The sequence below is a fragment of the Porphyromonas gingivicanis JCM 15907 genome, from assembly GCF_000614585.1.
GTDB classification, from domain to species: domain Bacteria; phylum Bacteroidota; class Bacteroidia; order Bacteroidales; family Porphyromonadaceae; genus Porphyromonas; species Porphyromonas gingivicanis.
Map to the genome: position 1 here is coordinate 96,282 of NZ_BAKX01000005.1, position 26,526 is coordinate 122,807.

A 26,526-nucleotide genomic window follows, 5' to 3' on the forward strand; every position below is an offset into this window, starting at 1 on the left:
AGGCGGAGAACGAGAGGATTTTCTTACCTTTGTCTGTACGATTAGATATATAATATAGATAGTGTATGGAACGTGTAGTCAGTGGGATACGCCCTACGGGTAATTTGCATTTGGGTAACTACTTTGGAGCTGTTCGAGGTTTTATTGAGATGCAGCATAACTATGACAGCTTCTTCTTTATTGCAGACTGGCACTCCCTTACCACCCACCCACGTCCCGAAGATATTGTTCGCAGTACACAGACCATACTGGCAGAATACCTTGCTTGTGGCTTAGACCCCGAGGTCTCTACCATTTATAGACAGAGCGATGTCCCCGAGGTGCTTGAGCTTTATCTCTACCTAAATATGAATGCTTATTTGGGAGAACTGGAGCGTACTACTTCTTTCAAAGAAAAAGCCCGTAAGCAACCCGATAATGTAAACGCGGGACTACTTACCTACCCAACTCTTATGGCGGCCGATATACTCTTACATAGAGCTGTACGAGTACCCGTAGGTAAAGACCAAGAGCAAAACATGGAAATGGCTCGCAAGTTTGCTCGTCGATTCAATACAATCTACCAAACCGAATATTTTACCGAGCCACAATCTTGGGCCTTGGGAGAGAAAGCCATCAAGATACCAGGGCTTGACGGCTCTGGAAAGATGGGCAAGAGCGAGGGTAATGCTATATACTTAGTAGACGATGAGAAAACATTGACTAAAAAGGTGATGCGTGCCGTTACGGATAGCGGACCAACGGAACCTAATAGTATGATGCCCGAAGCCATTCAAAACCTTTTTACTCTGTTACAAATAGCCTCTTCGGAAGAAGTGTACAACCACTTTTTAACTGCCTATAATGATTGTTCTATCCGTTACGGAGACCTCAAAAAGCAGTTAGCAGCAGACTTAGTCGCTTTTTGTGCTCCCATTAGAGAGCGTATTTTAGAGATTGAAAAAGACCAAATACTCTTGGATAGAGTGGCTCGACAAGGAGCAGAAAAAGCTCGTGAAAGTGCTCGTAAAACCATCTGCGAGGTGCGTCAAATCATCGGGTTTAAACCTTTGAACTAAATCATCTTTTTGAAACAATAATTATATTAGATATATGGAAATTCAAGGAAGAATTATTTTCGTTGCCCCCGAGGTGGGTGGTACGAGTAAAGCTGGTAATCAGTGGCGTAAACAGGAATATGTATTGGAAACGTTAGGACAGTATCCTAAAAAGATTTGTTTCTCGCTCTGGGGCGATCGCATCGACCAATTCAGTATTCAAGAGGGAGAAGACCTTACCGTACAAATAGACCTCGAAAGTCGTGAGTTCAATGGAAGATGGTATACCGAAGTACGTGCATGGAATGTAGCTCGTGGGTTTAATTCTATGGAACAGCCACAAGCACCAGCTATAAACAATGACTACCTTAATCCTAATATAGGAGCACCTTCGTTCTCTGCAGCACCCCAAACTACAGCCACAGAGTTTTCAGCTTCTACCGAAGGAGACGACCTACCATTTTAAGTAAACCTAACGGCACCACTATTCGTAGTAGATGCAAATTCGATTGCTCGTAGTAGGACCTGTCCAGGAGCGCAATTTAGACGCTCTCATTGAGGGGTATACCCAGCGCATAGGACACTATCTGCCCTTTTCGATAGAAACTATCCCAGATATTACTCCTGTTGCTCTCCGCAAAGACCCTGAACGACTAAAGGTTTTAGAGGGAGAGCAGATACTGAAACGACTTAAAGCAGGAGAGGAGGTATTACTCTTAGACGAAAGAGGTAAGGAGCCTACCAGTCGAGAATTGGCGAATTTGTTACAAAAGAAAATGCTTTCGGGTATCAAACGTTGGACGTGGATTATAGGAGGAGCTTATGGTTTTTCTGAAGCTGTATATGCTCGTGTGCCGACACGTATATCGCTAAGTAAGCTCACCCTAACTCATACTATGGTACGGCTACTTGCTACCGAACAGCTCTACCGAGCCTTCACGATTTTGAACAACGAACCCTATCATCACGACTAAAAGTCTAAAAAGCGAACCTTTTCTCTACGAAAATGGAAAGCCAAAGAAGCCCAGAGTGGATGAATTATTTGGAAGAAGCTGACATCGCCATAACGATTTGCGACAGAGAGGGCAAGATTTTAGAGATGAACCAACAGTCCAAGGCAGTTAATCAAAAACCTGGACAGGAGTTGGTGGGTCAAAACATCTTAGACTGTCATCCAGAACCTGCTCGCTCTCTCTTGGTACACCTTATGGAACACCAAGAGAAACATGTGTACACCATAGAAAAGAAAGGTAAGAAGAAGCTCATCTACCAAATACCTTGGTACAAAGATGGCGTTTATATGGGCTTTGCAGAACTCTCTATGGTTATCCCTTTTGAAATGGAGCATAAGATACGCGGTTAAAAGCGAAATGAAAACAAACCCTCGAGAGCCTCGAAATAAAAAAGCCGCACTTCGCCGTATTCGATGGAGTGTGTTGGTTTTGGAGCTTTGGGGACTTTTGGTGGCAGGTTACGTCTTTCTGGTTAAAAAGTTGCCCTTTACTATGGAAAGAGGTATGCAACTTGGTGTCTCTCTTTTACTACCTCTACTGCTCTACTATATATACGTCAAGCGCTGGCAGATACGCTCCTCTAACTTTCAATCGAAAGAGGAAGACGAAGAGTAATTTTATCAGATAAATAAAGATTGCTATATGGACTCCATAGCCCTATACCCTCTTAGCTTTACGCCTATCTTTCGCCCTGTCCTTTGGGGAGGGACAAGGCTTATGGGGTATAAGCTACGCCAACAGCGATCAACCCATAGGAGAGAGTTGGGAGATATCACCCCTTGAAGAGCATCTCTCCGTAGTAGAGAGTGGACCTCTCCAGGGACTGACGCTCCAAGAACTGATGCAGACTTATGGAGAAGGGATACTGGGACGCCAAGATTATCGACGCTATGGAACGCACTTCCCTCTCCTTATTAAGCTAATCAATGCCGAACAAGACCTTTCAGTACAGGTGCACCCCGACCGAGTATTGCCCAAAAGTGAGATGTGGTATATACTGGGTACTTCGGGAGAGGCTCGCATCTCCGCTGGGTTTCAAGAGGGAGTAACGAAAGATAGCTATCTCTCTGCTATCAACGACCATCGAGTTTCCGAGCTATTACATTATGATACTATCAATGCGGGCGACCTTTTCTACATCCCAGCAGGACGTATTCATACCATAGGTGCAGGTTCTTTCCTCTTTGAAGTGCAGCAACCCTCCGATACGACCTTCCGCATATTTGATTACCAGCGAAGAGACCAAAAAGGAGAACTGCGTCCTCTACACTTACAACAAGCCTTAGAGGTACTCGACTTCACAGCCTCACCTCCCTATAAAGCAACGTATCACGAGGAGCATGATAGCCTCAATACGCTCCTCTCGACCCCTCATTTCGTTTTCAGTACTTTGAGACTCAATAAACCTTATATATTTACTCCTCCAAAAGGCGAAGAATGTGCTGTCTTTTTTATAGCCGAAGGTTCCATCGAAGTAGAAGATCTCTTTGGACAGAGGGTTCTCGTTGAACAAGGGCATAGTGTGTTGCTTCCAGCCCAGTTGATGCCTCTTACAATAATTCCTTCTTCCAAAAGCAAGATATTAGTCGTAACGTTGCCTTGACTTCGCAAGAGAAGCGCGTAGTACGAACATAAATCTCTTTTTCTGAATTACATATAAAGAAAAAGCTGGTCAGTCTTATCGACTAACCAGCTTTACATTTTTATTTTTGTGCCCAGAGCCGGGATCGAACCGGCACGAGTGTTACCTCATTGGTGTTTGAGACCAACGCGTCTACCAATTCCGCCATCTGGGCGAACGCTCTGCGAAAGTACTACATTAGTTTGATATATACAACAATGAGACTAAAAAATGGCAGAAAAATCTCCAATAGACCGAGCTACGCTATTTCCATTATTGTATCCAAATATCTATTCTTCTCACCTTTCCGTTAAAAGTAGACCTTTGAAGTTTCGTGTTATGGTCTCAAATAGAGTCTCTTTTCTTTTATTTCTTACCACTATACCTTTTGATTCAAATCATTACCCCTTCGGAGTCTTCTCTCGGAGGGTTTTTAGGCTTTGTTTTGATGGTGTTATATCTTAGTTTTTTTGCTTTTTTATATGTCAAAACAAGAAATAAGAAAAAAGGAGAATTCTCTTTGATGTATTTTTTATAACATTGTAGTAATATCGTTCTTAATGTCGATTTTTAGGGCTCTGTGAATAAAACTGAAAATAGATGGGAGTCTATATTTTTTACTATATTTGGCGCCAATAAACCTTGACTACTATACATAAGAGGGATAAAACTATTGGTTAATTTTTTTTCGCTTAGGTGTAGTATCATCTACAATATTTTTTAGTCCTTAGAGACCAAATTACTTAATTATATAAAATAGGAATAAATGAAGATGACAAGAAACATGTTACTTACAGTTCGTTTAAAAGCATGGGGTTGGGGATTTTCTCTCCTGACCTTGCTCGCATTGAACAGTTATTTTGCTACCGCTCAGGGGAGAATAACCCTCTCAACTCAGCTAGCTATTGGTAGTACATTGGACTTGAAAATGGAGGTGGCTCCAGGAACAGAGGTAGTAAGAGAGGGAATTGGAGTAGATAATGTAATAACGGCTCAAGAGATTACTCTTACAGGAGATTTTGTGAAATTTACGGTAAATACCTCTCGCGTAACAACTCTGAAGGCTAATTGCCCTAACCTAAAAGAGTTGGATGTTTCTTTTAATGAGCTTTCAGAGCTTGACCTGACGAATCTACCCAACTTAGAGTTTTTGGGGTGTTTTGCTAATAATATAGAAGAGCTAAATATCGAATCGTGTCCTAAGATAACGCGTCTTAGTTGTGGCTATAATGGCATGAAAAAGGTGCATGTGGGATCAAATCCTTTGATGAGGTATGTTAGCTGTCATACTAATGATTTTGATGGCTCTGCTTTTGAGAGTCTGTGTCAAAGTCTACCAGATCTCTCTGCTATCGAAGAAGAAGAACAGCGCGGTCAAATCATCTTGATTAATGCAGAGCATGAAAAAGAGAATAACCAGCTTACAGATCCTATACTTGTTGAGTTTCAAAAAAAAGGATGGCGCACATATCAAGTGATAGAGTCTCAGATTTATCCCATCGACCCTCTCAATAAAGATTCTTTCATAGGTTTGACAACCTCTGTTGCAGTAGGAGAAACAGTGGGTTTGGAATTAGTTCCCAAAGAGGGCTCTCCTATTCTTATAGAGGGGCTGGAGTTATTGGATTCTTATCCTTCTCACGAGGGATGGGCTGAATATAAGGTTACATCACAGGATATTAAGATTTTTGGAGAAATAGAGACTGTACTGCTTCAGAAAGATGACAACTTTTCTTTGTCTAAGATTGATGTTTCCACAATGAAGTCGTTAGTTATCTTTGAAGTTTGGGGAGGGGCACACTCTTTTTCATCATTAGATTTTACCAATCTTGAAAAGATCCAGAAAGTAAGGGTTGCTTCTGTTCCATCTCTTGAAAAGATTAGTGTGCAAAGATGTCCTCTTCTTGAGGACTTGAATATTCAAGCTTCGTCTCTCTCATCAGTAACAATCGCTGAGTGTCCTAACTTGAATTTTGTTTCTTGTTTTGAGAATAAAATCAAACTCGATAATATGAAAAAGTTAGTTTCTTCTCTACCAGAGCGTGGTGCCGATGAAAAGTATAGACATTTTTATATGGTGAACTCTTTGGCTGGTGCTGACAACGAACAAAACGAGTATAACAACGAAGTTTTGAAGATACTTAGAGGTAAGAATTGGATTCCTTTTGATTGGAAAAATGGAGAAGGAGCGGATGAAGAAAATGATATTCTTGGAGGTGTTCCTATTGCAGTAGAGAAACCTTCTGCTCCTTCATTGGAAAGAGTTCTTATCGCTAATGGAGAGCTTCGTGTAGAGGAAGTGCTACCAGGTACTGTTTTTACTCTTTATGACGCTTCTGGAAAAGTTATTGCTTCTGCTTCTACCTCATCGGAGGGTGTTGTGCGGTTTGATGTAAGCAACTTACCATATGGTACTTACGTTGTTGCTTCACCCCATTATTCTACCAAAATAACCATTTGATAAACATATATGATTATGAATTTACATCGACTTATTGATTGTGGAAGCAGAAAGATAGGCCTTTTTGTGGCTGTGTTGCTTTCTCTCTTTTCAGTGCACTCTTATGCACAGACAGCATCTCCCAAGGTAGTTTTTAAGACCAATTTAGAAGTAGGTCAATCGATAACTTTTGGGGCTAAGGCTAAAGGCTCTTTAACTATAAAGGGTGTAACAGGGGCTCAGTGGAATCCTTCTGGTGACGATGTTACTTATGAGGTAGGAGAGGGACAGACTATCACTCTGGAGGGAGATGTTACCCATCTTTATCTAAATGATGCAAAAGTGACAGAATTTGATGCTACGAGTGCTCTTTCTCTTAGCTACTTGTCTGTAGAACGCAATGAATTGAAAGCACTTGATGTGAGTAACAATGAAAAGTTAGAATATCTTTATGCGCGAGATAATCAAATTACCGATATGCTTCTTTGCTCTGGAGGAAAGATATTTCGCGTTTATTGCTCTCTTAATCAATTAAAAGGAGATAAGATGGAGAAGTTAATCGAATCATTACCCGATTATACAACCTCTCCTAATCCGGGTCTTTTGGCAATTGCCGATCTTTCTCAACCTGATAAAGAGGGTAATGTTTGCTCTAAAACTTTGGTACAAGAGGCTCTTTCTCGTAGGTGGAGAGTACAAGCTTTCAATGGAACTCAGTTTGTTGCTTATGAAGGAGTTGATGATGGAGGTAGTGGTAACCAGAAAGAAAAGATTGTTCTGAGAACTCTTAAGGCTAAAGGGGCTACTATTACAATGAAGATAAGTGCAAATGGAGAGGTTAAAGCCCAGGGCTTGACAGAATCTATAGTGCCTAATGCACAAAATACTTACACTCTTTCTTCCCAAGAGATTGTCCTTGAAGGGGAGATTACTGGATTGGAAGCTCCAAACTGTGAGTTGATCAATCTAAATGTGCGTAATGCTAAGAACTTGCAAGAGATAAATTGTTCGAATAACCCTCTTAAACGACTTAATTTTTCGGAAAACAAGTTGCTTAGAACCCTTCAATGTGCCGACAATAGTCTTGTTGAGTTGAATTTGGCTAATAATGCGGCTTTAGAGGAACTTAACTGCTCTAACAACTCTTTGAAACAATTAGATTTGACTTCTAATGTTAAGCTTCATAAGATTAATTGTAGCAATAACAGCATTAAGGGATTGGACGCAGATGTGTTGGTAAACTCAATTGTAGATCGTTCGGCTATGGGTGTTCGTGGAGAGTTGATTGCTGTTTCTCTACAAAAAGATAACAATAACATCTACAAGCATCATGTTGCTCAACTTAATAGTAGAGGGTGGGATGTGAAGGCCCTTAATGGAACAGAGCTTCAACCTTACGAGGGTAAAGAACAGCCTTACTTGTCTTTTGTAACTTCGAGAAATGTTGGTGAGAAGATTAAACTCAAAATTAAATCCGAAAACAATGTTACTGTTGAAGGATTGGAGGGAACTTGGATCAATGACCAACAAGTAGAGTATACTATTTTGAGTCAAAAAATTACGTTGCGTGGTGATATATACTTCTTACACTGCTATAGCAATGGGGTTACAGAGATGGATTTTTCTCATGCCGACTTTATTCAAAAGATAGATTGTTCTGACAACTTCATAGATAAAGACCATATGACAAAGCTCATAGCTTCTCTTCCTAATAGGGTAGGTATTGAGCCAATGGGAGAAATAACAGTGCGTGATACAACGAAAGAAAAAGAAAATAATGTTTGTACCCAACAGCAATGTTACGAAGCTCGTCAGCGTGGTTGGCAAACTATGAAGTACTCATCGGGAACTGGCTATTCTAAATACGAAGGAGATGATGAGTTTGATATTCCATCGACAAATAATATCATCAAATTCAAAACAGATCGTCCTGTGGGAAGTACAGTAACAATAGAGGTTAAAGTGAAAGATCCGTCTTCACAAGTAACGGTTATTGGGCTTAATGGTACTTTCGATACGGATATCGAAGTAGTTTATGAGATTGAAGAACAAGAATTCTCTTTCCAGGGGGACATTACTTCTCTGCGGTGTGTCGGTAATGATATTACAGCTATTGACTTGAGCGACTCTCACTCTTTGAAACTATTGAATTGTAGTCGCAATAAGATAACGGAGTTGAACCTCAGTAATCAACGTTTCTTAGAAACCCTATTTTGTCAAGACAATAGAATAGAAAAATTGAACTTTTCAGGTAATCCTAAATTAGAGTGGGTGAATTGTCATGAAAATAACATTAAGGAAGAGGGCTTTAAGGAGATTGCAAATACAATTGTAAGTCGTTTTTATTTTGAAGAACCAGGTTCAATTATTTTCTTTAATGCTTATGACGCCTCTTCTCCAGATAAAAATGTGGCATCTGCAGAAGATGTAGCAACTCTTAAGGAAAAGAAATGGGCTGTTCGTAAAATAGTTGGAAAAGAAGGGATGCTATATGTTTTTGAAGACTATCTCTTCTCGTCTGATATAACTCGTCCTTCTTTTTCTTATTATGTTGATCGAAATAATAGAACCCTTGTTTTGACGGGGATGCAAAGTGTTGATGCGATTGCTCTTTTTGATATGAATGGACGCTTGATCGAGATGTCTCATAGCAACTTTGATGGAAAAGCCTCTATTGATGTGCAAGCTCTTCCTTCAGGATGTTATGTCGTGAAAGTGGGCAAAGAGTCTAGAGTTATAATATTGTAGTATTCATTTGAGGGAGTGTGCCTCTAAGTTCGTTTTAGACACACTCTCCTTTTAATGAATTATAGTATTAGAGGCTTTCAGACAATTCTCTTTGTTGAGCTTGATTTTGAGTCGATAAGAGAGAAATAGATTGTTCTTAGTTTTAGAGGGGGTGGGTTAGAATTTTAATTCGACTCACCCTCTTTTTTGTAACTGGAATCTTTTGAAGGTATTTCTTTTCTCATATTTATTGTAGGGATAAGAATTTGTTGTATGTAATACATACTTGTAAAACTGGTAGCTACACGGCCTCTATTTGTCTATTTGTAAGAAGTTACCTATCTTAGCGCGGATATTATGCTCTTTGTATCCCTATTAATATATATGGAATGAGTTTTTCTAAAGTTGCGGAGGGTTTCTTTAGCTTATGCTTCCATAAGAGTATGCGTAACTATTGTATGCCTCGAGCTAATACATAGAAACTTATTAGATGATTTATAGGGATTGATGTCCGATTGGACGGACTTTTGGGGTAGTGTATATTGAAAAAAGTGTAACAATTATTTTTTGAAGAATGAAAAGACTAATTACAATTGCTTCTGTGTTAGTAAGTGCTGTACTTGCTTCGTCATTAGCCTTAGAAACGGCGAATGCTCAGTACACGTTTGGTGAGTCTCAAACATCTGTGAGAGAGAAGGTGCAAGGAAGAGAGATTCTCCCCTCTCAGGAACGTGTGAATATGTTTCTCTCCGATGGAGTGACTCCAGAAACCTATGGATCCAAGAAAGTGGTACTTAAAGAGACTTTCTCTAAGTTGACTACGGGGACTGAAGAAAAACCAGACATGGATACTAAAATATATGTAGGTTTTAACGAAACTCCTATTTCGGAATATCCTGTTTGGTTTAATATGAAGGCCGAGTATGCCGAAGATGGAAAGATTTGGGGGGCAGGTAATGTTTACCCAGCTGGGGGTAAACTCTATATGGCAGAAAAAGAGGCTAAGATTAATACACATCTTGTAGACCTTTCTAAAGAACAGGGGAACTTCTTTGTTCGCGTAAGGGCACGTGCATCGAGAGCTCTAGAGGAGGGAGAGGAAGGAATACTTCTTGTAGAGGCTGCTGAGACATTCAATATGTCCCCAACATGGAGAATAGGAGAGCCTATTCTTATAACAAATCTTTCTACGGAGTGGAAGGATTACTATTTCCTTTTCCAAGATGCGGGGGAAAGCATGATAGTTAACATTGTAAAGAGGGCGCAAAACGAAGATTATGGAATTCTTATCGATGAGATTGAAATTTCTCAAGTAGAGCCTTTTGTTGCTATGCCTACTCTTAAGAACTATCTCAATTATAAGGGGGCGAGTGTAGACCTCCGTTGGAGTAAAGTAGAGGGTGCCGATGGTTATCTTTTGAGTGTATATCACTTAGTGCCTACTGGAGAACCAGCTCCTCGTCCAGGAATGCCTGCTCCTACCAAAAAGGAATATATTGTAAAAGAACAAAAGATCGAAGGGGGGAATACGGAGATTTATAATCTCTCTGGATTAACTTCTGGAGAAGTTTACTTCTATACTCTTGCTGCGACTAAGGGAGATAAGAAGTCTATCGAGGCTCTTTATGCAGAGGTTTATGATTTGGAAGCTCCAGTGGTTAATCCAATTCAGAATAAGGCTGTTAATGGTGTGTTTAAGGCTTCTTGGGGTAAGGTCCCTTCAGCAGATGTTTACAACGTATGGGCTTATTATGATCGCACGGCAGAGCAGGATGGAGAGTTTGTAGTTACAAATGAAGATTTCTCTAACCTCAGAGATCAAAATGGAAATATTCCACAATGGACTCCTGAAAATCCAGATCCTGGGGCGCAGACATTTCAAGGTATAGGTCGTGCGCTTGAAACTGTGCAGGCAGGCTGGTTGGGTTATACATATGCGCCTTACAAGGGTGTTGTTTGTTTGGATGGATGGCATTATTACTCTGCGAGGACTAATGTTAGTCTGCAGTCAGAAGAGTTAGACCTTTCTAAGGATGGTGGTAAGTTTAAGGTTAAAGTGGACCTTTGGGGCGTTCTTGGTGAGGTTACAGATCAAAATGCTAACGTGCTTGAGCGTATACAGACAGAAGCTGCTATTGCACTCTTTACCTATGATGAAGAGCTGGGCAACTTCAAGCAAGTAGAGTTGATCTATCCTGAAGGTATCACTCCTAAGTGGAAAACTTACGAAATTCCTTTTACCAAGGGAACAAAGCGTTCTAAATTGGGTATTTTCGCTGTAAAGGGTAATGGTAACCTTTACATTGATAACTTGAAGATTACTCAAAATTACAAGAAGGGAGAGATTTTCCGAGATCCTTGTTATTTGAAACAATTTGTAGATGGGTTGGAGCATGAAGTGAAGATTGAGGGACCCGCTGCAAAACTCGTTACTCCTATTCATGTGCGTGTTGTGGCTGTTCGAGGTAAGGCTCCTCAAGATCAGTTCTCAAGCGTTAAAATTAAGGCCAGTGAATATTCTGATTATGTAACAGTTCAAAATACGGTAGGAGCAGAGACTGTTCATAATTTGGCAGAAGCTAATGTTTATGCTGTAGAGGGAGTGTTGCGCGTAGAGAACCCTTTGGAAGCTCAGGTTACCGTTTTTGGTGTGGCAGGAGAGGCGTTGTACGTGAATGCTTCTGGAGAGCAAGCTCTTGTAGTAGAAGGCTTGACATCAGGGACTTACGTAGTTACTGTGGGCAACGAAGTGTTCAAAGTGCTTCTCTAATTAAAAGTCAAGAGGCATGAAGCAAAGTAGCTCATGCCTCTTTTGATATATTGCAGTGTAGGGCTTCGGCAGACTCTTTGTTCTGTCGAAGCCTTTTTCTGTGCTTGGGCTTGTTTCTATTCTGTATAGTACTGTTATAAAGGAACTTTTGTCGCTATTAGCTCTTGGAATGTTTGGATTGTTCATTTTTTGTTTGTAACTTTGTCCCGCTTAAGCTATGTGTATAGCTCTGTAAACTATAATGTAATAAGTTTAGAAATAAGAAAAATGCCTACGATTCAACAGTTAGTTAGAAAGGGACGTGAGCGCTTCGATGAAGCTGGAAAATCTCCTGCTTTGGCGGCTTGTCCACAACGTCGTGGGGTTTGTGTACGCGTATATACTACTACGCCAAAGAAACCAAACTCTGCAATGCGTAAGGTGGCCCGTGTGCGCTTGACTAATGGTAAAGAAGTAAATGCTTACATCCCAGGAGAAGGACACAACTTGCAGGAGCATAGTATTGTTCTTGTGCGTGGAGGTCGTGTGAAAGATTTGCCGGGGGTTCGTTACCATATTGTGCGTGGTACATTGGATGCCGCTGGCGTAAATGGTCGCTTGCAACGTCGCTCTAAGTATGGGGCGAAGCGTCCTAAGGCTGCAAAGAAGTAATTTGAGCCTTTAGGTTGTTTTTGTTGGAGGTTGGGTGAATCTCCAAAGAAGAGGATAATAAATAAAGAACCAGTTTCGGGTTCAGTTGGATCGGCTATCTTATTATAAGGTAGGTTGAGTAAATGTCCTGGTGTGGATGTTGAAGACGTTCGGCTCTTGAGCTGAACCGACAACCGATTCGGAACAAATGATTTTGAAAAACAATGAGAAAAGCAAAGCCAAAAAAGCGTCAGGTGTTACCTGATCCTGTGTTTGGAGATCGTCAGGTGACTAAATTTGTTAATCACTTGATGTATGATGGTAAGAAGAATCTTGCCTATAGCATCTTTTATGATGCTCTCGAGATTGTGAAGGGAAAACTCTCTTCAGAAGAGAAGAGTGCTTTGGAGATCTGGAAATCTGCATTGGATAATATAACTCCTCAGGTGGAGGTGAAGTCACGTCGCATCGGAGGTGCTACTTTCCAAGTTCCTACAGAAATTCGTCCAGAACGTAAGGAGTCTATCTCTATGAAAAACTTAATCCTTTTTGCGCGTAAGCGTGGGGGGAAAACAATGGCAGATAAGTTAGCTGCGGAGATCGTAGATGCTTATAATAACCAAGGTGCCGCGTTTAAGCGTAAGGAAGATATGCACCGAATGGCCGAGGCAAACCGTGCTTTTGCACATTTCCGTTTCTAATTTTTAAGATAAAGCAAGCTATATGGCAAACGATAAGAATTTAGGCTTGACGAGAAACATCGGTATCATGGCGCATATTGATGCCGGAAAGACAACTACGTCAGAACGTATTCTATTCTATACAGGGCTTACCCATAAAATTGGAGAAGTTCACGAAGGAGCTGCTACCATGGACTGGATGGAGCAGGAGCAGGAACGCGGTATTACTATTACCAGTGCTGCAACAACTACTTATTGGAACTATGCTGGTGATAAGTATAAAATCAACTTGATAGATACTCCGGGACACGTTGACTTTACAGTGAGGTAGAGCGCTCTCTCCGTATTTTGGACGGAGCTGTTGCTACTTTCTGTGCAGTAGGCGGTGTGCAACCTCAGAGTGAAACGGTGTGGCGTCAGGCGGATAAGTATGCTGTGCCTCGCATTGCGTATGTAAATAAGATGGACCGCTCTGGAGCTAACTTCTTTGAGGTGTATGCTCAGATGCAACAAGTGCTTGGAGCTAAACCTTGTCCTATCCAAATCCCTATTGGAGCTGAAGAAACTTTCAAGGGAGCTGTTGACCTCATTAAGATGAAGGCGATTGTATGGAATGATGAGACAATGGGGGCCAACTATGAAGAGTTGCCTATTCCAGCCGAACTCCAAGCAGAAGCAGATGAGTGGAGAGACAAGATGTTGGAAGTTCTCGCGGAGTGCGATGATGTTTTGATGGAGAAATATTTTGATGATCCCTCTACCATTACAGAAGATGAAATTCGCACAGCTATCCGAAAGGGCACACTCTCTATGACTATCAATCCGATGTTGTGTGGATCTTCTTTCAAGAATAAGGGGGTTCAAACGCTTTTGGACGCTGTTTGTGCCTTCCTTCCCAGTCCTGTAGATACGCCTGAGGTAGAGGGGACAGATCCTAATGATGCGGATACTATTATTACGCGTAAGACCACTCCTGATGAGCCTTTGTGTGCTTTGGCGTTTAAGATTGCAACAGATCCCTATGTAGGTCGTCTTTGCTTTTTCCGTGTCTACTCAGGTTCTCTTACAGCGGGGAGTTATATTTTGAATTCTCGTACAGGTAAGAAGGAACGTATTTCTCGACTTTTCCAAATGCACTCAAATAGCCAAAATCCAATGGAGGTCATTGGTTGTGGTGATATTGGAGCTGGAGTTGGTTTTAAAGATATTCGTACAGGAGATACCATTTGTGATGAAAATGCTCCAATTACTCTTGAGGCAATGGAATTCCCCGTGCCTGTTATCGGTATTGCAGTAGAGCCCAAAACTCAAAAAGACCTTGACCGTTTGGGAGTGGGTTTGGCTAAGTTGGCAGAAGAAGATCCAACTTTCCAGGTTGCTACTAACGAAGAAACAGGTCAAACTGTTATTAGTGGTATGGGAGAGTTGCACCTTGAAATTATTATCGACCGCTTGAAGAGAGAGTTTAAGGTCGAGTGTAATCAGGGTCGTCCTCAAGTTTCTTATAAAGAGGCTATTACGAAGGCTGTTGAAATCCGAGAAGTTTATAAGAAGCAGACTGGTGGACGTGGTAAGTTTGCCGATATCATCGTTCGTGTAGAGCCTGCCGATGAAGATTTTGAGGGGGACTTGCAGTTTATTGATGTCGTTAAGGGTGGTAATATCCCCAAGGAATTTATTCCCTCTGTTCAGAAGGGATTCCAGCGTGCTATGAAGACTGGAGTTTTGGCTGGCTATAATGTAGATCGTCTCAAGGTAACTCTTTTAGATGGTTCGTTCCACCCTGTCGATTCAGATCAACTTTCATTCGAAATTGCAGCTATGCAGGCTTTTAAGAATGCTTGCGCGCAAGCTAATCCTGTACTATTAGAGCCTGTAATGAAGTTGGAAGTTGTTACTCCAGAAGAGAGTATGGGGGATGTTATTGGAGACCTTAATAAACGACGTGGTCAGGTGGGTGGTATGGAAGCCAGCCGTACTGGTGCTCGTATTGTTAAGGCTGATGTGCCTCTTGCAGAGATGTTTGGTTATGTTACAGCCTTGCGTACTATTACGTCAGGTCGTGCGACAAGTACTATGACATTCTCTCATTTTGCTGAAGTGTCATCTTCTATTGCTAAGCAAGTGCTTACAGAAGTTAATGGCCGTGTTGATTTGATCAAGTGATAATTAGAATAAAGATATGAGCCAAAAAATTAGAATCAAGCTCAAGTCCTACGATCACATGCTCTTGGATAAATCTGCAGAGAAGATCGTTAAAGCTGTGAAGGCTTCAGGTGCTATGGTTTGTGGTCCTATTCCATTGCCTACACATAAGCGTATCTTCACAGTCAATCGCTCTACTTTTGTGAACAAGAAGTCGCGTGAGCAATTCGAACTTTCGTCTTATAAGCGATTGATCGATATTTACAACGCTTCTAAGCAAACAGTGGATGCTCTTACTAAGTTGGAGCTTTCCAGTGGTGTGGAAGTGAATATCAAGGTCTGAGATTTGGAACATTAAAACAACAAAAGAAATGCCAGGATTATTAGGAAAAAAAATCGGAATGACTTCCGTTTTCAGTGCTGATGGGGTAAATCTTCCATGCACTGTTATCGAAGTAGGCCCTTGTGTTGTTACTCAGGTGAAAACAAGTGAAAAAGATGGCTATGATGCTATTCAGTTAGGCTTCGTTGAAGCTAAGGAAAAGCATACTACTAAGCCTCTTATGGGACACTTTAAGAAAGCTGGAGTAGCACCAATGAGGCACTTGGCCGAGTTCAAAGGTTTTGAAGGAGAGTATAAGCCCGGAGATACCATCAAGGTCGACATTTTTGAAAATGTTGGCTATGTTGATGTGATTGGAACCTCCAAGGGTAAAGGCTTCCAAGGTGTAGTAGCACGTCATGGTTTCGGCGGTGTGGGTCAAACAACTCACGGTCAGCACAACCGCTTGCGTGCTCCAGGTTCTGTAGGGGCTTGTTCATACCCTGCGAAAGTATTCAAGGGTACTCGTATGGCAGGTCAGACAGGAAACGAGCGTGTTACTGTTCAGAATCTGGAAGTGATTAAAGTAATGCCAGAGCACAATTTGTTGCTCATTAAGGGGAGTATCCCTGGGCATAAAGGTTCAATTGTAGCAGTTGAGATTTAAGCGTATGGAATTGTCTGTATATAACATTAAAGGGGAGGATACAGGCCGCAAGGTAGTCCTTGATGATGCCGTTTTTGGTATTCAGCCCAACGATCATGCAATTTATTTAGCTGTAAAGCTTTATCGTGCTAATCAACGCCAGGGTACGCATAAGTCAAAAGAACGTAGCGAGTTGAGTGGTTCTACCCGTAAGCTTATTCGTCAAAAAGGTGGCGGAGGTGCTCGTCGTGGTGATATTAAATCTCCTCTCCTCCATGGTGGAGCTCGTGTTTTCGGACCTCGTCCAAGAAATTATAGCTTCAAATTGAACAGAAAGTTGATGCGCTTAGCTCGTCGTTCGGCTCTCTCTTATAAGGCGATGAATCAAGAAATTAAAGTGGTTGAAACTTTTGATTTCAATGCGCCAAAAACTAAAGATTTTGTGGCTATGACAGTTGCTTTAGGGGTAGCTAATAAGAAAACCCTTTTAGTGATGCCTCAAGTGCCATCAAATGTTTACCTCTCTGCTCGTAATGTGCCTCAGGCTTCTACAATCAACGTGGATAAGCTTAATACTTATCAAGTGCTCGATGCTCATCGCTTGATTTTTACTGAAGATGCGGTGGCATTTGTAAATGAATCGTTTAAATCTTAATCAATACAGCAGGTATATATGGGTATAATTATTAAGCCAATTATATCGGAGAAGATGACAGCAACAACGGAAAAATTTCCAGAGCGTTATGGTTTCCGTGTTTCTCCTAAGGCAAACAAGATTGAGATTAAGAATGCTGTTGAGAGTATGTATAATGTAAAGGTTGTGTCTGTAAACACTTCTAACGTTACTCCTAAATTGAAAGTGCGTTATACTAAGAAGGGTATTCTCCGCGGTCGTGCTTCTGCTTATAAAAAAGCTATTGTTACGCTCGAAAAGGGACAGACTATTAATTTCTTTGCTAATATTTAATTGTAAAAATGGGAATTAGAAAACTCAAGCCCACAACTCCTGGGCAGAGACATAAGATTATTGGTGCGTTTGATAAGATTACTGCAAGCACACCAGAAAAATCTCTTGTAGTCGGAAAACGTAAATCTGGTGGACGTAACAACACTGGGAAGATGACGATGCGTTACATCGGGGGTGGACATAAACAAAAATTCCGCCTTATCGATTTCAAGAGAATGAAGGATGGTGTTCCCGCAACTGTAAAGAGCATTGAGTATGATCCCAACCGCTCTTCTCGTATTGCCCTTCTTTATTATGCAGATGGAGCTAAGGCATACATTCTTGCACCAGATGGTTTGACTCCAGGGCAAACTGTTATTTCTGGAGAGAATGTTGCTCCTGAAGTGGGCAATGCGCTTCCTTTGTCAAAAATCCCTGTGGTACTGTGATTCACAATGTGGAGCTTCGTCCTGGTCAAGGGGCAAAGTTCGCTCGTTCAGCAGGTACGTTTGCTCAGCTTGTAGCTCGAGAAGAAAACTATGTTGTGCTTCGTATGCCTTCTGGGGAGACTCGTCGTGTATTGTCCGCTTGTAAGGCTACTGTAGGTAGTGTCGGTAATAGTGACCACGCTCTTGAACAATCTGGTAAGGCGGGGCGTACTCGTTGGTTAGGTCGTCGTCCTCGTAACCGTGGTGTTGTTATGAACCCTGTAGATCACCCAATGGGTGGGGGTGAAGGACGCGCTTCTGGAGGTCATCCACGCTCACGCAATGGTCTCTATGCTAAGGGACTTAAGACACGTGCTCCTAAGAAACACTCTTCGAAGTATATCATTGAGAGACGTAAGAAAAAATAACTAATTAATCGAAGATAAATATGAGTCGTTCCTTAAAAAAAGGTCCTTATATCTGTGTTAAGTTAGAGAAGAAGGTACTCGCAATGAATGAAAGTGGCAAGAAGTCTGTTATTAAGACTTGGTCACGTGCTTCGATGATTTCTCCTGATTTTGTAGGACACACAATTGCTGTACACAATGGAAATAAGTTTGTCCCTGTGTATGTGACAGAAAATATGGTCGGTCATAAATTGGGCGAATTTGCTCTTACTCGTACATTCCGTGGTCACTCAGGAAATCGTAAGTAAGAATAGACGTCGAGTTTGTTGACATAACAAAAAGAATAGACAATGAGTAAAGTGAATAACAATACGATTAATCGCACTAAGGCCGACGGTACTATTCCTTGCTTTGCAAAGCTAAATGATGTACCCACCTCGCCTCGTAAGATGCGTTTAGTTGTGGATAATATCCGTGGTATGGAGGTAAATCGCGCTTTAGGAGTTTTGAGATTTTCTTCTCGTAAAGCGGCTGCTCTCCGTATCGAAAAACTCCTCCGTTCTGCTATTGCAAACTGGGAGCAAACTAATGGCCGTAAGACTGAAGAAGGGGAGCTTTACGTATCTCGCGTTTTTGTAGACGCAGGTGCTACTCTCAAGCGTCTTCGTCCTGCGCCACAGGGGCGTGGTTATCGCATCCGTAAGCGTAGTAACCATGTTACTCTTTTTGTAGATACGCTTAATAACGAAAATAACGACTGAGAGCATGGGACAAAAAATTAATCCAATAGCAAATCGCCTCGGATATATTCGTGGCTGGGATTCTAACTGGTACGGAGGTAAAAACTATGGACCTACTTTGTTGGAAGATAGTCAGATCCGTAAGTATCTGAATGCTCGTCATGCCAAAGCTGGTATTTCGCGTATCGTTATAGAAAGAGCTCTTCGACTTGTAACCGTTACTATTTGTACTGCAAGACCTGGTCTAATCATTGGCAAGGGAGGGCAGGAAGTAGACAAGTTGAAAGAGGAACTCAAGAACCTTACAGGCAAAGATGTGCAGATTTATATTTACGAGATTCGTCGTCCAGAAGTGGATGCTGTACTCGTAGCTTCAAATATTGCTCGTCAGCTAGAAGGTAATGTCGCTTATCGTCGTGCTGTTAAGATGGCTGTCTCCTCCGCTATGCGTTCTGGCGCAGAGGGAATCAAGGTGCTCCTCTCAGGTCGTCTTAATGGGGCAGAAATGGCTCGTGCCGAAATGTTTAAAGAAGGACGTACTCCTTTACACACACTTCGTGCCGATATAGATTATGCTCATGACGAGGCTCTCACTAAGGTGGGGATGATTGGTGTAAAGGTTTGGATTATGAAAGGGGAAGTATATGAGAAGAGAGATCTTGCTCCTAACTTCTCTCAAGGCGCTCAAAATAACCAGCGTCGTAATGATTCTTTCCAGAGAGGCAATGATCGTCGTCGCCGTAACAATCGTAAAAATAACCGCTAATCTTCAGGAGGATTAAAAGATTATGTTACAACCTAAAAAAGTTAAGTTTAGAAGACAGCAAAAAGGCCGTATGAAGGGCAATGCTCAACGCGGCAACCAGCTTGCCTTCGGTTCTTTTGGTATAAAAGCCCTCCAAAGTAAGTGGATTACAGGATCGCAGATAGAGGCTGCTCGTATTGCCGTAACACGTTATATGCAACGTCAAGGTCAAGTTTGGGTACGTATTTTCCCCGATAAGCCTATTACGAAGAAACCTGCAGAAGTACGTATGGGTAAAGGTAAGGGTAATCCTGAGGGATTCGTTGCGCCTGTTACTCCAGGACGTATGCTTTTTGAAGTAGAAGGTGTGCCTTTTGAAATTGCAAAAGAAGCACTTCGTTTAGCTGCTCAAAAACTTCCTGTAACTACTAAGTTTGTTGTTCGTCGTGATTACGACTCAGGCAGAGAAAATGCATAACAAGTTAGAGAGACGAAAGATCCTATGAAAATGTCAGAACTCAAGGAGTTAACAACTTCTGAATTGAACGAGAGGCTCGAGACTCTTACTAAGAATTACGAGCAAGATAAGATCAACCATGCTGTCTCTTCTCTTGAGAGTCCTGCTAAATTGCGCCAAATGCGTCGCACTATAGCACGTATCAAGACTGTATTGGTTATGCGTCAAAGTGAAAACCAATAATTTGAGACACAAAGATGAGAAATCATAGAAAAGAACGTATCGGAGTTGTTGCTAGTAACAAAATGGATAAGACTATTACTGTAGCGATCCATTGGAAAGAAAAGCATCCGATCTATGGAAAGTTCGTGAACAAAACGAAGAAATTCTATGCTCACGATGAAAAGAATGAATGCGGTATTGGAGACCGTGTGCGTATTATGGAGACTCGTCCTTTAAGTCGCCATAAACGTTGGAGATTAATTGAAATTTTAGAAAGAGCTAAATAATGATACAGCAAGAGTCAAGACTAAAAGTTGCTGATAATAGTGGCGCTCGTGAGGTACTTTGTATTCGCGTGTTAGGTGGCACTCGTCGCCGTTATGCCTCTGTAGGTGATGTTATCGTTGTATCGGTGAAGAGTGTCGTTCCAGCTAGTGATGTAAAGAAGGGGTCTGTTTCTAAGGCTTTGATTGTTCGTACGAAGAAAGAAATTCGTCGTAACGATGGGTCATACATTCGTTTTAGTGACAATGCGTGTGTCCTTCTTTCTGCTTCTGGAGATCTTCGTGGTACCCGTATCTTTGGTCCCGTAGCGAGAGAGTTACGTGCCGTTAATATGAAGGTAGTTTCACTAGCACCTGAAGTGCTCTAATAAGAAGTGTGTACTATGAGCAAATTGCATATAAAAAAGGGCGATACTGTGATGGTTAATAGTGGCGAAAGCCGTGGCCGTACGGGTCGTGTCCTTAAGGTAGAAGCCGATAAAGAACGTGCCATCGTAGAAGGTCTTAATATCCGAAAGAAGCATACTAAACCTTCTGCACAGCATCCACAAGGAGGAATTATTGAGGAAGAGGCTGGTATTCATATCTCAAACCTCAATGTAGTAGATCCTAAGACGGGTAAGGGGACTCGTATCGGTCGTAAGAAAGACAGTAATAACAAGAGTATTCGTTACTCGAAAAAGTCTGGGGAGGAAATTAAGTAATGAGTGCATCTACAACGAATCTCAAAAAAGAGTACAGAGAACGTATTGTTCCTGAATTGATGAAGCACTTCGGCTATACGAGTGTGATGCAGGTGCCTGAACTTAAGAAGATTGTTATCAATCAAGGTTTGGGTATGGCAACTGGAGATAAGAAGATTATAGATATCGCTATTGATGAGGTTACAGCTATAACTGGTCAAAAGGCTGTTGCAACTTATTCAAAGAAAGATATTTCTAACTTCAAGCTCCGTCGTAAGATGCCTATTGGGGTGATGGTTACCCTTCGTCGTGACCGTATGTATGAATTTTTGGAGCGTTTGGTGCGAGTGGTATTACCTCGTATTCGAGACTTCAAAGGAATTGAAAGTAAGTTAGATGGTCGAGGTAATTATACCCTTGGTATTGAGGAGCAAATCATTTTTCCAGAAATAAATATTGATTCGATTACCAAAATATTGGGAATGAATATTACCTTTGTAACCTCTGCGGCTACGGACGAAGAGGGTTATGAACTTCTTAAGCAGTTCGGCCTTCCTTTTAAGAACTTAGCAAAGTAAAAGAAATATGGCAAAAGAATCAATGAAAGCCCGCGAGGCTAAGCGCCAAAGAATGGTAGCAAGATATGCTGAAAAACGTCGTCGTCTTAAAGAAGAGGGCAACTATGAGGCTTTGCAGTCTTTGCCTCGTAATGCTTCCCCTGTTCGTTTGCACAATCGTTGCAGTATGACAGGACGTCCTAAGGGCTATATGCGCCAGTTTGGAATTTCGCGTATTCAGTTCCGTGAAATGGCTTCAAAGGGTCTTATTCCTGGAGTGAAGAAGGCCAGCTGGTAATATTTGATGAGAGAGTTTTAGTTTAAATATTGTCCGGGGTGTCCGGATCAATTTAATTAATTTTGATAATGACAGATCCAATTGCAGATTATCTGACGAGATTGCGTAATGCAATCCAAGCTGGTCATCGTGTTGTCGAAATTCCTTCTTCGCGCATCAAGCAGGAGATTACAAAGGTACTTTTCGACAAGGGATACATTCTTAACTATAAGTTTGAGAATGTAGATGAATGCCGTGCCACTATTAAGGTGGCTCTTAAGTATGACCTCGCTCAAAAAAATAATGCGATAAAGAATCTCAAGCGTGTATCACGCCCAGGTCTTCGTCGCTATGTAGGTTATCGAGACCTCCCTCGCGTCCTTAATGGATTGGGAATTGCTATTCTTTCTACCTCACGTGGCATTATGACCGATAAAGAGGCGAGAGAACTCAAAGTGGGTGGAGAAGTATTGTGTTATGTTTACTAATTTGAAGGAGGTGTAATATGTCTAGAATTGGTAAATTGCCCATCATCCTTCCACAAGGAGTTACAGTAATGGCAGAGAATAATCATATTACTGTTAAGGGACCTAAAGGAGAGCTTACTCAGTATGTTGATCCTCGTATCTCTGTTGCAATAGAGAATAATGAGATTACTTTAAAGCGTTCTTCAGACGAGCGTCAAGATAGAGCTATGCATGGTTTGTATCGCTCTCTTATTAACAATATGGTTGTCGGTGTTTCTGAAGGTTTTAAGAAAACTTTGGAGTTGGTTGGGGTTGGATATCGTGCTTCTAACGAAGGACAAATCTTAGAGTTATCTCTTGGATTTACCCACCCTATCTTCATGATGTTGCCTAAGGAGGTAAAAGTAGAAACAAAGATGGAGCGTAATAAAAATCCATTTATCTACTTAGAATCTTGTGATAAGCAACTCCTGGGACAGATTTGTTCAAAAATTCGTTCTTTCCGTATGCCTGAACCTTACAAGGGTAAGGGTATTAAGTTTGAAGGTGAGTATATCCGTCGTAAATCTGGTAAATCAGCTGGTAAGTAAGACTAATCATGACTAGAAAAGAAACAAGAAGACTTCGCATTAAAGCGAGTGTACGTGGTAAGGTTAGCGGTACTAAGCAACGCCCTAGACTAACGGTTTTTCGTAGCAATAAGCAGATTTATGCTCAGCTTATAGATGATGCAACGGGAACAACTTTGGCAAGCGCCTCTTCCCTTAAAATGGAAGTTGTAGCTCCTAAAAAAGACGTTGCTGCTAAGGTTGGTGAAGAGATTGCTCGCCGTGCAATTGCTGCAGGGATTGAACAAGTTGTTTTTGATCGTAATGGATATCTCTACCACGGTCGTATTAAAGAATTGGCCGATGCGGCTCGTAAGGGTGGACTTAAGTTTTAATAGTAATGGCAACAGCATTTAATAGAGTAAAGTCTACGAACGATTTAGAATTGACAGATCGCTTAGTAGCAATCAATCGTGTTACAAAGGTTACAAAGGGGGGACGTACGTTCACTTTTGCAGCTATCGTAGTTGTGGGTAACCAAGATGGCGTGATTGGTTTAGGACTTGGTAAGGCTGGTGAAGTTAGTACCGCTATTGCTAAGGGTGTTGAAGCTGCTAAGAAAAACTTGATTCGTATTCCTGTACACAATGGCACTATCCCTCATGAACAAATGGCGTCATATGGAGGTGCTAAGGTACTTCTCCGTCCTGCTTCTTTGGGTACTGGAGTTGTGGCTGGAGGTGCTATGCGTGCCGTTTTGGAGAGCGTCGGAGTTACCGATGTATTGGCAAAGAGTCAAGGTTCTTCTAATGCACATAACTTGGTGAAGGCTACTATTGCAGCATTGGCTGAGCTTCGCGATCCTCTTATGGTAGCTCAGGCTCGTGGTGTTTCTGTAGAAAAAGTCTTCAAGGGCTAAAGAAAGGAAATAAGACTATGGCTACAATAAAAGTTAAGCAAGTACGGAGTCGTATCCGTCGTCCCAGAAACCAAAAATTGAATTTGGATGCTTTGGGACTTAAAAAAGTGAACCAAGTAGTAGAACTCCAAGATACTCCTCAAATTAGAGGTATGGTATATAAGGTTCGTCACTTGGTAGAGGTAGTAGAGTAATCAAGCTAATAAAATAGAAGCTATGAATTTATCGAGTTTAAAACCCGCAGCAGGATCTACACATGCTCGTAAACGTATCGGACGAGGTCCAGGTTCTGGTCTTGGAGGTACTTCTACTCGTGGGCATAAGGGAGCTAAGTCTCGTTCGGGATATAAACATAAAATTGGTTTTGAAGGAGGTCAGATGCCGATACAGCGTCGCCTTCCCAAATTCGGTTTTAAGAATATCAACCGCATTGAATACCGACCTGTTAATTTAGATGCTTTGCAAACTATTGCGGAGCAGACTAACGCAACAACAATAAATAAGGAAGTTCTTGTTGAGGCAGGTTATGCTTCGAAGAAAGACCTTATTAAGATTTTGGCTTGTGGAGAGCTGAAGGCTGCTTTGGTTGTGGAGGCAAATGCTTTTTCCAAAAAAGCAGAAGAATTGATTGTCGCAGCAGGAGGATCCATTGTAAAAATGTAATTTCCTATGAGGTTGGTAGAGACATTGAAGAATATATGGAAGATAGAGGAACTTCGCAAGAAGATCCTCATCACCATCCTATATGTGGTTATTTACCGCTTAGGGTCGTTTATCGTGATTCCTGGTATTGATCCAGAAGCTTTAAGTGCTCTTCAGAAGCAAACTGAAAGCGGCTTGCTCGCTTTATTGGATATGTTCTCAGGAGGAGCTTTCTCTCATGCTTCAATTTTTGCTTTGGGGATTATGCCATATATTTCGGCATCAATTGTTATGCAGTTAGCTGCCATAATAATTCCCTCTATGCAGAAGTTACAACGCGAGGGTGAGAGTGGAAGAAGAAAGATTAACCAGTGGACTCGCTATCTAACGGTTTTAATACTCTTACTTCAGGCTCCCACCTACCTCATGAATCTCAAAGCGCAGCTTGCTTCCACGGGAGCTCAGTTGCCTATGGGCTTTTGGTTTCAAGTATACGCAACAATACTCTTAGCAGGAGGTAGTATGTTTGTTCTTTGGTTAGGAGAACGTATTACGGACAAGGGGATTGGTAATGGTATTTCTTTTATAATCTTGGTCGGTATTATAGCACGTTTGCCTCAGGCCCTAGCTGCTGAATTTGGTTTCAGATTGAACAGTGCTGCTGGTGGAATGGTTGCTTTCTTGGCTGAGATAGTGTTCCTTTTGTTTGTTTCTGCTGGAGCTATTCTTTTAGTACAAGGTACTCGAAAGGTACCTGTACAGTATGCTAAAAGAGTTGTGGGAAATAAACAATTCGGAGGCGCACGTCAGTATATTCCTCTAAAGGTTAATGCCGCTAATGTTATGCCTATCATATTTGCTCAGGCAATTATGTTTATCCCTATTACTCTTATGGGGATGACTCATGTGGGAGAGAGTACCTCTTTCTTTGCTGCATTGTCTGACAATACAAGTTTTTGGTATAACTTCCTTTTTGCAGTGTTGATTATTCTTTTTACCTATTTCTATACTGCCATCACAATCAATCCTACTCAGATGGCAGATGATCTTAAGAGAAACAATGGTTTTATCCCTGGGATTAAGCCTGGAAAACAAACTCGAGATTACATAGATGGGATTATGGACCGTATTACTCTTCCAGGAGCATTCTTTTTGGCTATTGTGGCTATTATGCCTGCTTTTGCCGAATTGTTGGGAGTAAGTCAAGGTTTTGCTCAATTCTTTGGCGGTACTTCTTTGCTTATTTTGGTAGGAGTAGTATTGGATACTCTTCAGCAAATTGAAAGTCATCTTTTGATGAGACATTATGATGGTTTGCTAAAGAGTGGGCGTATAAAAGGTAGAGCAGGCTCAGTTTCCGCATATTGAGTTGTTTAGTAGGATAGATGATTAATCTTAAAACTACCGAAGAGATTTTTTTGATGAGGGAGGCCAACCAATTGGTTGGTCGTACCCTTGCGGAAATAGCTCGTCATATTACTCCTGGTGTTTCGACACTTCAATTGGATAAGATTGCACATGATTTTATATGTGATCATGGAGCTACACCTGCATTTTTAGGTTATGGTGGTTTTCCTGGGAGTATATGTACTTCAGTTAATGATCGTGTCGTTCATGGTATTCCTAGAGCAAACGATATTCTAAAAGAAGGAGATATAGTCTCTGTTGACTGTGGAACCAAGCTAAATGGATTTACAGGGGACTCTGCCTACACATTTGCTGTAGGACAAGTTTCTCCTGAGGTCTTGTCTCTTCTGAGAACTACCAAAGAGTCTCTTTACAAGGGAATAGAACAAGCTGTCTCTGGAAATAGAGTCGGACATATCAGTAGTGCTGTTCAGTATCATGCGGAAAAAGCTGGATATGGAGTGGTTCGAGAGCTTGTTGGTCATGGTATAGGACGAGATATGCACGAGTCTCCCGAAGTGCCTAACTATGGAAGAAAGGGAACGGGGGCTTTACTCCGTAATGGAATGTGTATTTGTATCGAACCCATGATAAATATGGGAAGTAAAAATGTAGTTTTTGATAATGATGGATGGACGGTGCGTACGAAAGATGGCAAATACTCCGCTCATTTTGAGCATTGTATCGCTATCACTCAAGGAAGAGCTGAAATTCTGTCATCATTTGACTATATTGCCGAAGTTTTAGGAGACAGAGAATTTTAATT

The 26,526-nt window shown here is 41.4% G+C and carries 34 protein-coding genes, 1 tRNA gene and 2 pseudogenes; 36 read left to right on the forward strand and 1 reads right to left on the reverse strand.

Features of this window, described 5'->3' with window-relative positions; translation table 11 throughout:
• The first annotated feature begins 65 nt into the window (after positions 1-65).
• From trpS to JCM15907_RS11190, 7 genes are read left to right on the forward strand one after another with little or no spacing between them, the layout of a single operon-like run.
• Positions 66-1,058: a tryptophan--tRNA ligase gene (trpS, locus tag JCM15907_RS06495; protein ID WP_025843189.1), complete on the forward strand. Its 993-nt coding sequence runs from the start codon at positions 66-68 to the stop codon at positions 1,056-1,058.
• Between the two features lie 34 nt (positions 1,059-1,092).
• Positions 1,093-1,503, forward strand: coding sequence for a DUF3127 domain-containing protein (locus tag JCM15907_RS06500; RefSeq protein WP_025843190.1), 411 nt, complete (start codon positions 1,093-1,095; stop codon positions 1,501-1,503).
• Between the two features lie 31 nt (positions 1,504-1,534).
• Positions 1,535-2,011 carry a 23S rRNA (pseudouridine(1915)-N(3))-methyltransferase RlmH gene (locus JCM15907_RS06505; RefSeq protein WP_025843191.1) on the forward strand — a complete coding sequence of 159 codons (477 nt, stop codon included), beginning with the start codon at positions 1,535-1,537 and terminating at the stop codon, positions 2,009-2,011.
• 59 nt (positions 2,012-2,070) lie between these two features.
• Positions 2,071-2,400 (forward strand): PAS domain-containing protein, encoded by a 330-nt coding sequence (locus JCM15907_RS06510; RefSeq protein ID WP_025843192.1) that lies wholly within the window; start codon positions 2,071-2,073, stop codon positions 2,398-2,400.
• A gap of 7 nt (positions 2,401-2,407) precedes the next feature.
• The gene (locus JCM15907_RS06515) at positions 2,408-2,665 is read left to right on the forward strand and encodes a hypothetical protein (RefSeq protein ID WP_025843193.1); all 258 of its coding nucleotides are present in this window, start codon (positions 2,408-2,410) and stop codon (positions 2,663-2,665) included.
• A 27-nt stretch (positions 2,666-2,692) separates the two neighbouring features.
• Positions 2,693-2,833 carry a hypothetical protein gene (locus JCM15907_RS13430; protein WP_242396848.1) on the forward strand — a complete coding sequence of 47 codons (141 nt, stop codon included), beginning with the start codon at positions 2,693-2,695 and terminating at the stop codon, positions 2,831-2,833.
• Complete coding sequence (locus JCM15907_RS11190; RefSeq protein WP_242396850.1) at positions 2,820-3,653, forward strand: type I phosphomannose isomerase catalytic subunit; 834 nt, start codon at positions 2,820-2,822, stop codon at positions 3,651-3,653. Before JCM15907_RS13430 ends, JCM15907_RS11190 begins: the two co-directional genes overlap by 14 nt.
• A gap of 109 nt (positions 3,654-3,762) precedes the next feature.
• Here JCM15907_RS11190 and JCM15907_RS06525 read toward each other — a convergent pair.
• A tRNA-Leu gene (locus JCM15907_RS06525) sits at positions 3,763-3,846 on the reverse strand.
• Between the two features lie 597 nt (positions 3,847-4,443).
• On the opposite strand from JCM15907_RS06525, the gene JCM15907_RS06535 reads away from it, so the two are divergent.
• From JCM15907_RS06535 to map, 29 genes and pseudogenes are all read left to right on the forward strand, one after another.
• On the forward strand, positions 4,444-6,132 hold the full coding sequence (locus JCM15907_RS06535) for an MSCRAMM family protein (RefSeq protein ID WP_148297481.1): 1,689 nt from the start codon (positions 4,444-4,446) through the stop codon (positions 6,130-6,132).
• A 15-nt stretch (positions 6,133-6,147) separates the two neighbouring features.
• The gene (locus JCM15907_RS06540; RefSeq protein ID WP_036885592.1) at positions 6,148-8,859 is read left to right on the forward strand and encodes a T9SS type A sorting domain-containing protein; all 2,712 of its coding nucleotides are present in this window, start codon (positions 6,148-6,150) and stop codon (positions 8,857-8,859) included.
• Positions 8,860-9,412: 553 nt separating this feature from the next.
• Positions 9,413-11,608: a hypothetical protein gene (locus JCM15907_RS06545; protein WP_025843196.1), complete on the forward strand. Its 2,196-nt coding sequence runs from the start codon at positions 9,413-9,415 to the stop codon at positions 11,606-11,608.
• Between the two features lie 267 nt (positions 11,609-11,875).
• A complete protein-coding gene (gene rpsL, locus JCM15907_RS06555) occupies positions 11,876-12,259 on the forward strand; it encodes a 30S ribosomal protein S12 (protein WP_025843198.1) in 384 nt (127 codons plus the stop codon).
• Between the two features lie 203 nt (positions 12,260-12,462).
• A complete protein-coding gene (rpsG, locus tag JCM15907_RS06560) occupies positions 12,463-12,939 on the forward strand; it encodes a 30S ribosomal protein S7 (protein ID WP_025843199.1) in 477 nt (158 codons plus the stop codon).
• A gap of 22 nt (positions 12,940-12,961) precedes the next feature.
• Positions 12,962-15,084 (forward strand): annotated as a pseudogene (gene fusA / locus JCM15907_RS11195) (elongation factor G).
• A 16-nt stretch (positions 15,085-15,100) separates the two neighbouring features.
• Entirely contained in the window at positions 15,101-15,406 is a 306-nt protein-coding gene (rpsJ, locus tag JCM15907_RS06570; protein WP_025843200.1) for a 30S ribosomal protein S10, read from the forward strand.
• 28 nt (positions 15,407-15,434) lie between these two features.
• On the forward strand, positions 15,435-16,052 hold the full coding sequence (gene rplC / locus JCM15907_RS06575; protein WP_025843201.1) for a 50S ribosomal protein L3: 618 nt from the start codon (positions 15,435-15,437) through the stop codon (positions 16,050-16,052).
• Positions 16,053-16,056: 4 nt separating this feature from the next.
• Positions 16,057-16,686, forward strand: a complete 630-nt coding sequence (rplD, locus tag JCM15907_RS06580) for a 50S ribosomal protein L4 (protein ID WP_025843202.1) — start codon at positions 16,057-16,059, stop codon at positions 16,684-16,686.
• Positions 16,687-16,704: 18 nt separating this feature from the next.
• Entirely contained in the window at positions 16,705-16,998 is a 294-nt protein-coding gene (gene rplW, locus JCM15907_RS06585) for a 50S ribosomal protein L23 (protein ID WP_025843203.1), read from the forward strand.
• Positions 16,999-17,006: 8 nt separating this feature from the next.
• Positions 17,007-17,833, forward strand: a pseudogene (rplB, locus tag JCM15907_RS11200) (50S ribosomal protein L2).
• 20 nt (positions 17,834-17,853) lie between these two features.
• Entirely contained in the window at positions 17,854-18,120 is a 267-nt protein-coding gene (rpsS, locus tag JCM15907_RS11205) for a 30S ribosomal protein S19 (protein ID WP_036884877.1), read from the forward strand.
• 42 nt (positions 18,121-18,162) lie between these two features.
• Positions 18,163-18,573 carry a 50S ribosomal protein L22 gene (rplV, locus tag JCM15907_RS06600; RefSeq protein ID WP_025843204.1) on the forward strand — a complete coding sequence of 137 codons (411 nt, stop codon included), beginning with the start codon at positions 18,163-18,165 and terminating at the stop codon, positions 18,571-18,573.
• Positions 18,574-18,577: 4 nt separating this feature from the next.
• Complete coding sequence (gene rpsC, locus JCM15907_RS06605) at positions 18,578-19,318, forward strand: 30S ribosomal protein S3 (RefSeq protein WP_025843205.1); 741 nt, start codon at positions 18,578-18,580, stop codon at positions 19,316-19,318.
• Positions 19,319-19,340: 22 nt separating this feature from the next.
• The gene (gene rplP / locus JCM15907_RS06610) at positions 19,341-19,775 is read left to right on the forward strand and encodes a 50S ribosomal protein L16 (RefSeq protein ID WP_025843206.1); all 435 of its coding nucleotides are present in this window, start codon (positions 19,341-19,343) and stop codon (positions 19,773-19,775) included.
• A gap of 24 nt (positions 19,776-19,799) precedes the next feature.
• Entirely contained in the window at positions 19,800-19,997 is a 198-nt protein-coding gene (gene rpmC / locus JCM15907_RS06615; protein WP_025843207.1) for a 50S ribosomal protein L29, read from the forward strand.
• Between the two features lie 14 nt (positions 19,998-20,011).
• On the forward strand, positions 20,012-20,263 hold the full coding sequence (gene rpsQ, locus JCM15907_RS06620) for a 30S ribosomal protein S17 (protein WP_025843208.1): 252 nt from the start codon (positions 20,012-20,014) through the stop codon (positions 20,261-20,263).
• Positions 20,263-20,628, forward strand: a complete 366-nt coding sequence (gene rplN / locus JCM15907_RS06625; RefSeq protein ID WP_025843209.1) for a 50S ribosomal protein L14 — start codon at positions 20,263-20,265, stop codon at positions 20,626-20,628. The genes rpsQ and rplN overlap by 1 nt, the downstream gene beginning before the upstream one ends.
• Positions 20,629-20,643: 15 nt before the next feature.
• Positions 20,644-20,964: a 50S ribosomal protein L24 gene (rplX, locus tag JCM15907_RS06630; RefSeq protein WP_025843210.1), complete on the forward strand. Its 321-nt coding sequence runs from the start codon at positions 20,644-20,646 to the stop codon at positions 20,962-20,964.
• Positions 20,964-21,521, forward strand: a complete 558-nt coding sequence (gene rplE / locus JCM15907_RS06635; protein ID WP_025843211.1) for a 50S ribosomal protein L5 — start codon at positions 20,964-20,966, stop codon at positions 21,519-21,521. Before rplX ends, rplE begins: the two co-directional genes overlap by 1 nt.
• 7 nt (positions 21,522-21,528) lie before the next feature.
• Positions 21,529-21,798: a 30S ribosomal protein S14 gene (gene rpsN / locus JCM15907_RS06640; RefSeq protein WP_025843212.1), complete on the forward strand. Its 270-nt coding sequence runs from the start codon at positions 21,529-21,531 to the stop codon at positions 21,796-21,798.
• A gap of 68 nt (positions 21,799-21,866) precedes the next feature.
• A complete protein-coding gene (gene rpsH / locus JCM15907_RS06645; protein ID WP_025843213.1) occupies positions 21,867-22,265 on the forward strand; it encodes a 30S ribosomal protein S8 in 399 nt (132 codons plus the stop codon).
• Positions 22,266-22,282: 17 nt separating this feature from the next.
• Entirely contained in the window at positions 22,283-22,834 is a 552-nt protein-coding gene (gene rplF, locus JCM15907_RS06650; protein ID WP_025843214.1) for a 50S ribosomal protein L6, read from the forward strand.
• Between the two features lie 8 nt (positions 22,835-22,842).
• Entirely contained in the window at positions 22,843-23,187 is a 345-nt protein-coding gene (rplR, locus tag JCM15907_RS06655) for a 50S ribosomal protein L18 (protein WP_025843215.1), read from the forward strand.
• Between the two features lie 5 nt (positions 23,188-23,192).
• Positions 23,193-23,711 carry a 30S ribosomal protein S5 gene (rpsE, locus tag JCM15907_RS06660; RefSeq protein ID WP_025843216.1) on the forward strand — a complete coding sequence of 173 codons (519 nt, stop codon included), beginning with the start codon at positions 23,193-23,195 and terminating at the stop codon, positions 23,709-23,711.
• Between the two features lie 17 nt (positions 23,712-23,728).
• Complete coding sequence (rpmD, locus tag JCM15907_RS06665) at positions 23,729-23,905, forward strand: 50S ribosomal protein L30 (RefSeq protein WP_025843217.1); 177 nt, start codon at positions 23,729-23,731, stop codon at positions 23,903-23,905.
• 22 nt (positions 23,906-23,927) lie between these two features.
• Positions 23,928-24,374 carry a 50S ribosomal protein L15 gene (gene rplO, locus JCM15907_RS06670; protein WP_025843218.1) on the forward strand — a complete coding sequence of 149 codons (447 nt, stop codon included), beginning with the start codon at positions 23,928-23,930 and terminating at the stop codon, positions 24,372-24,374.
• A gap of 6 nt (positions 24,375-24,380) precedes the next feature.
• On the forward strand, positions 24,381-25,721 hold the full coding sequence (secY, locus tag JCM15907_RS06675; protein ID WP_025843219.1) for a preprotein translocase subunit SecY: 1,341 nt from the start codon (positions 24,381-24,383) through the stop codon (positions 25,719-25,721).
• Between the two features lie 17 nt (positions 25,722-25,738).
• The gene (gene map, locus JCM15907_RS06680; protein ID WP_025843220.1) at positions 25,739-26,524 is read left to right on the forward strand and encodes a type I methionyl aminopeptidase; all 786 of its coding nucleotides are present in this window, start codon (positions 25,739-25,741) and stop codon (positions 26,522-26,524) included.
• Positions 26,525-26,526 lie beyond the last annotated feature (2 nt).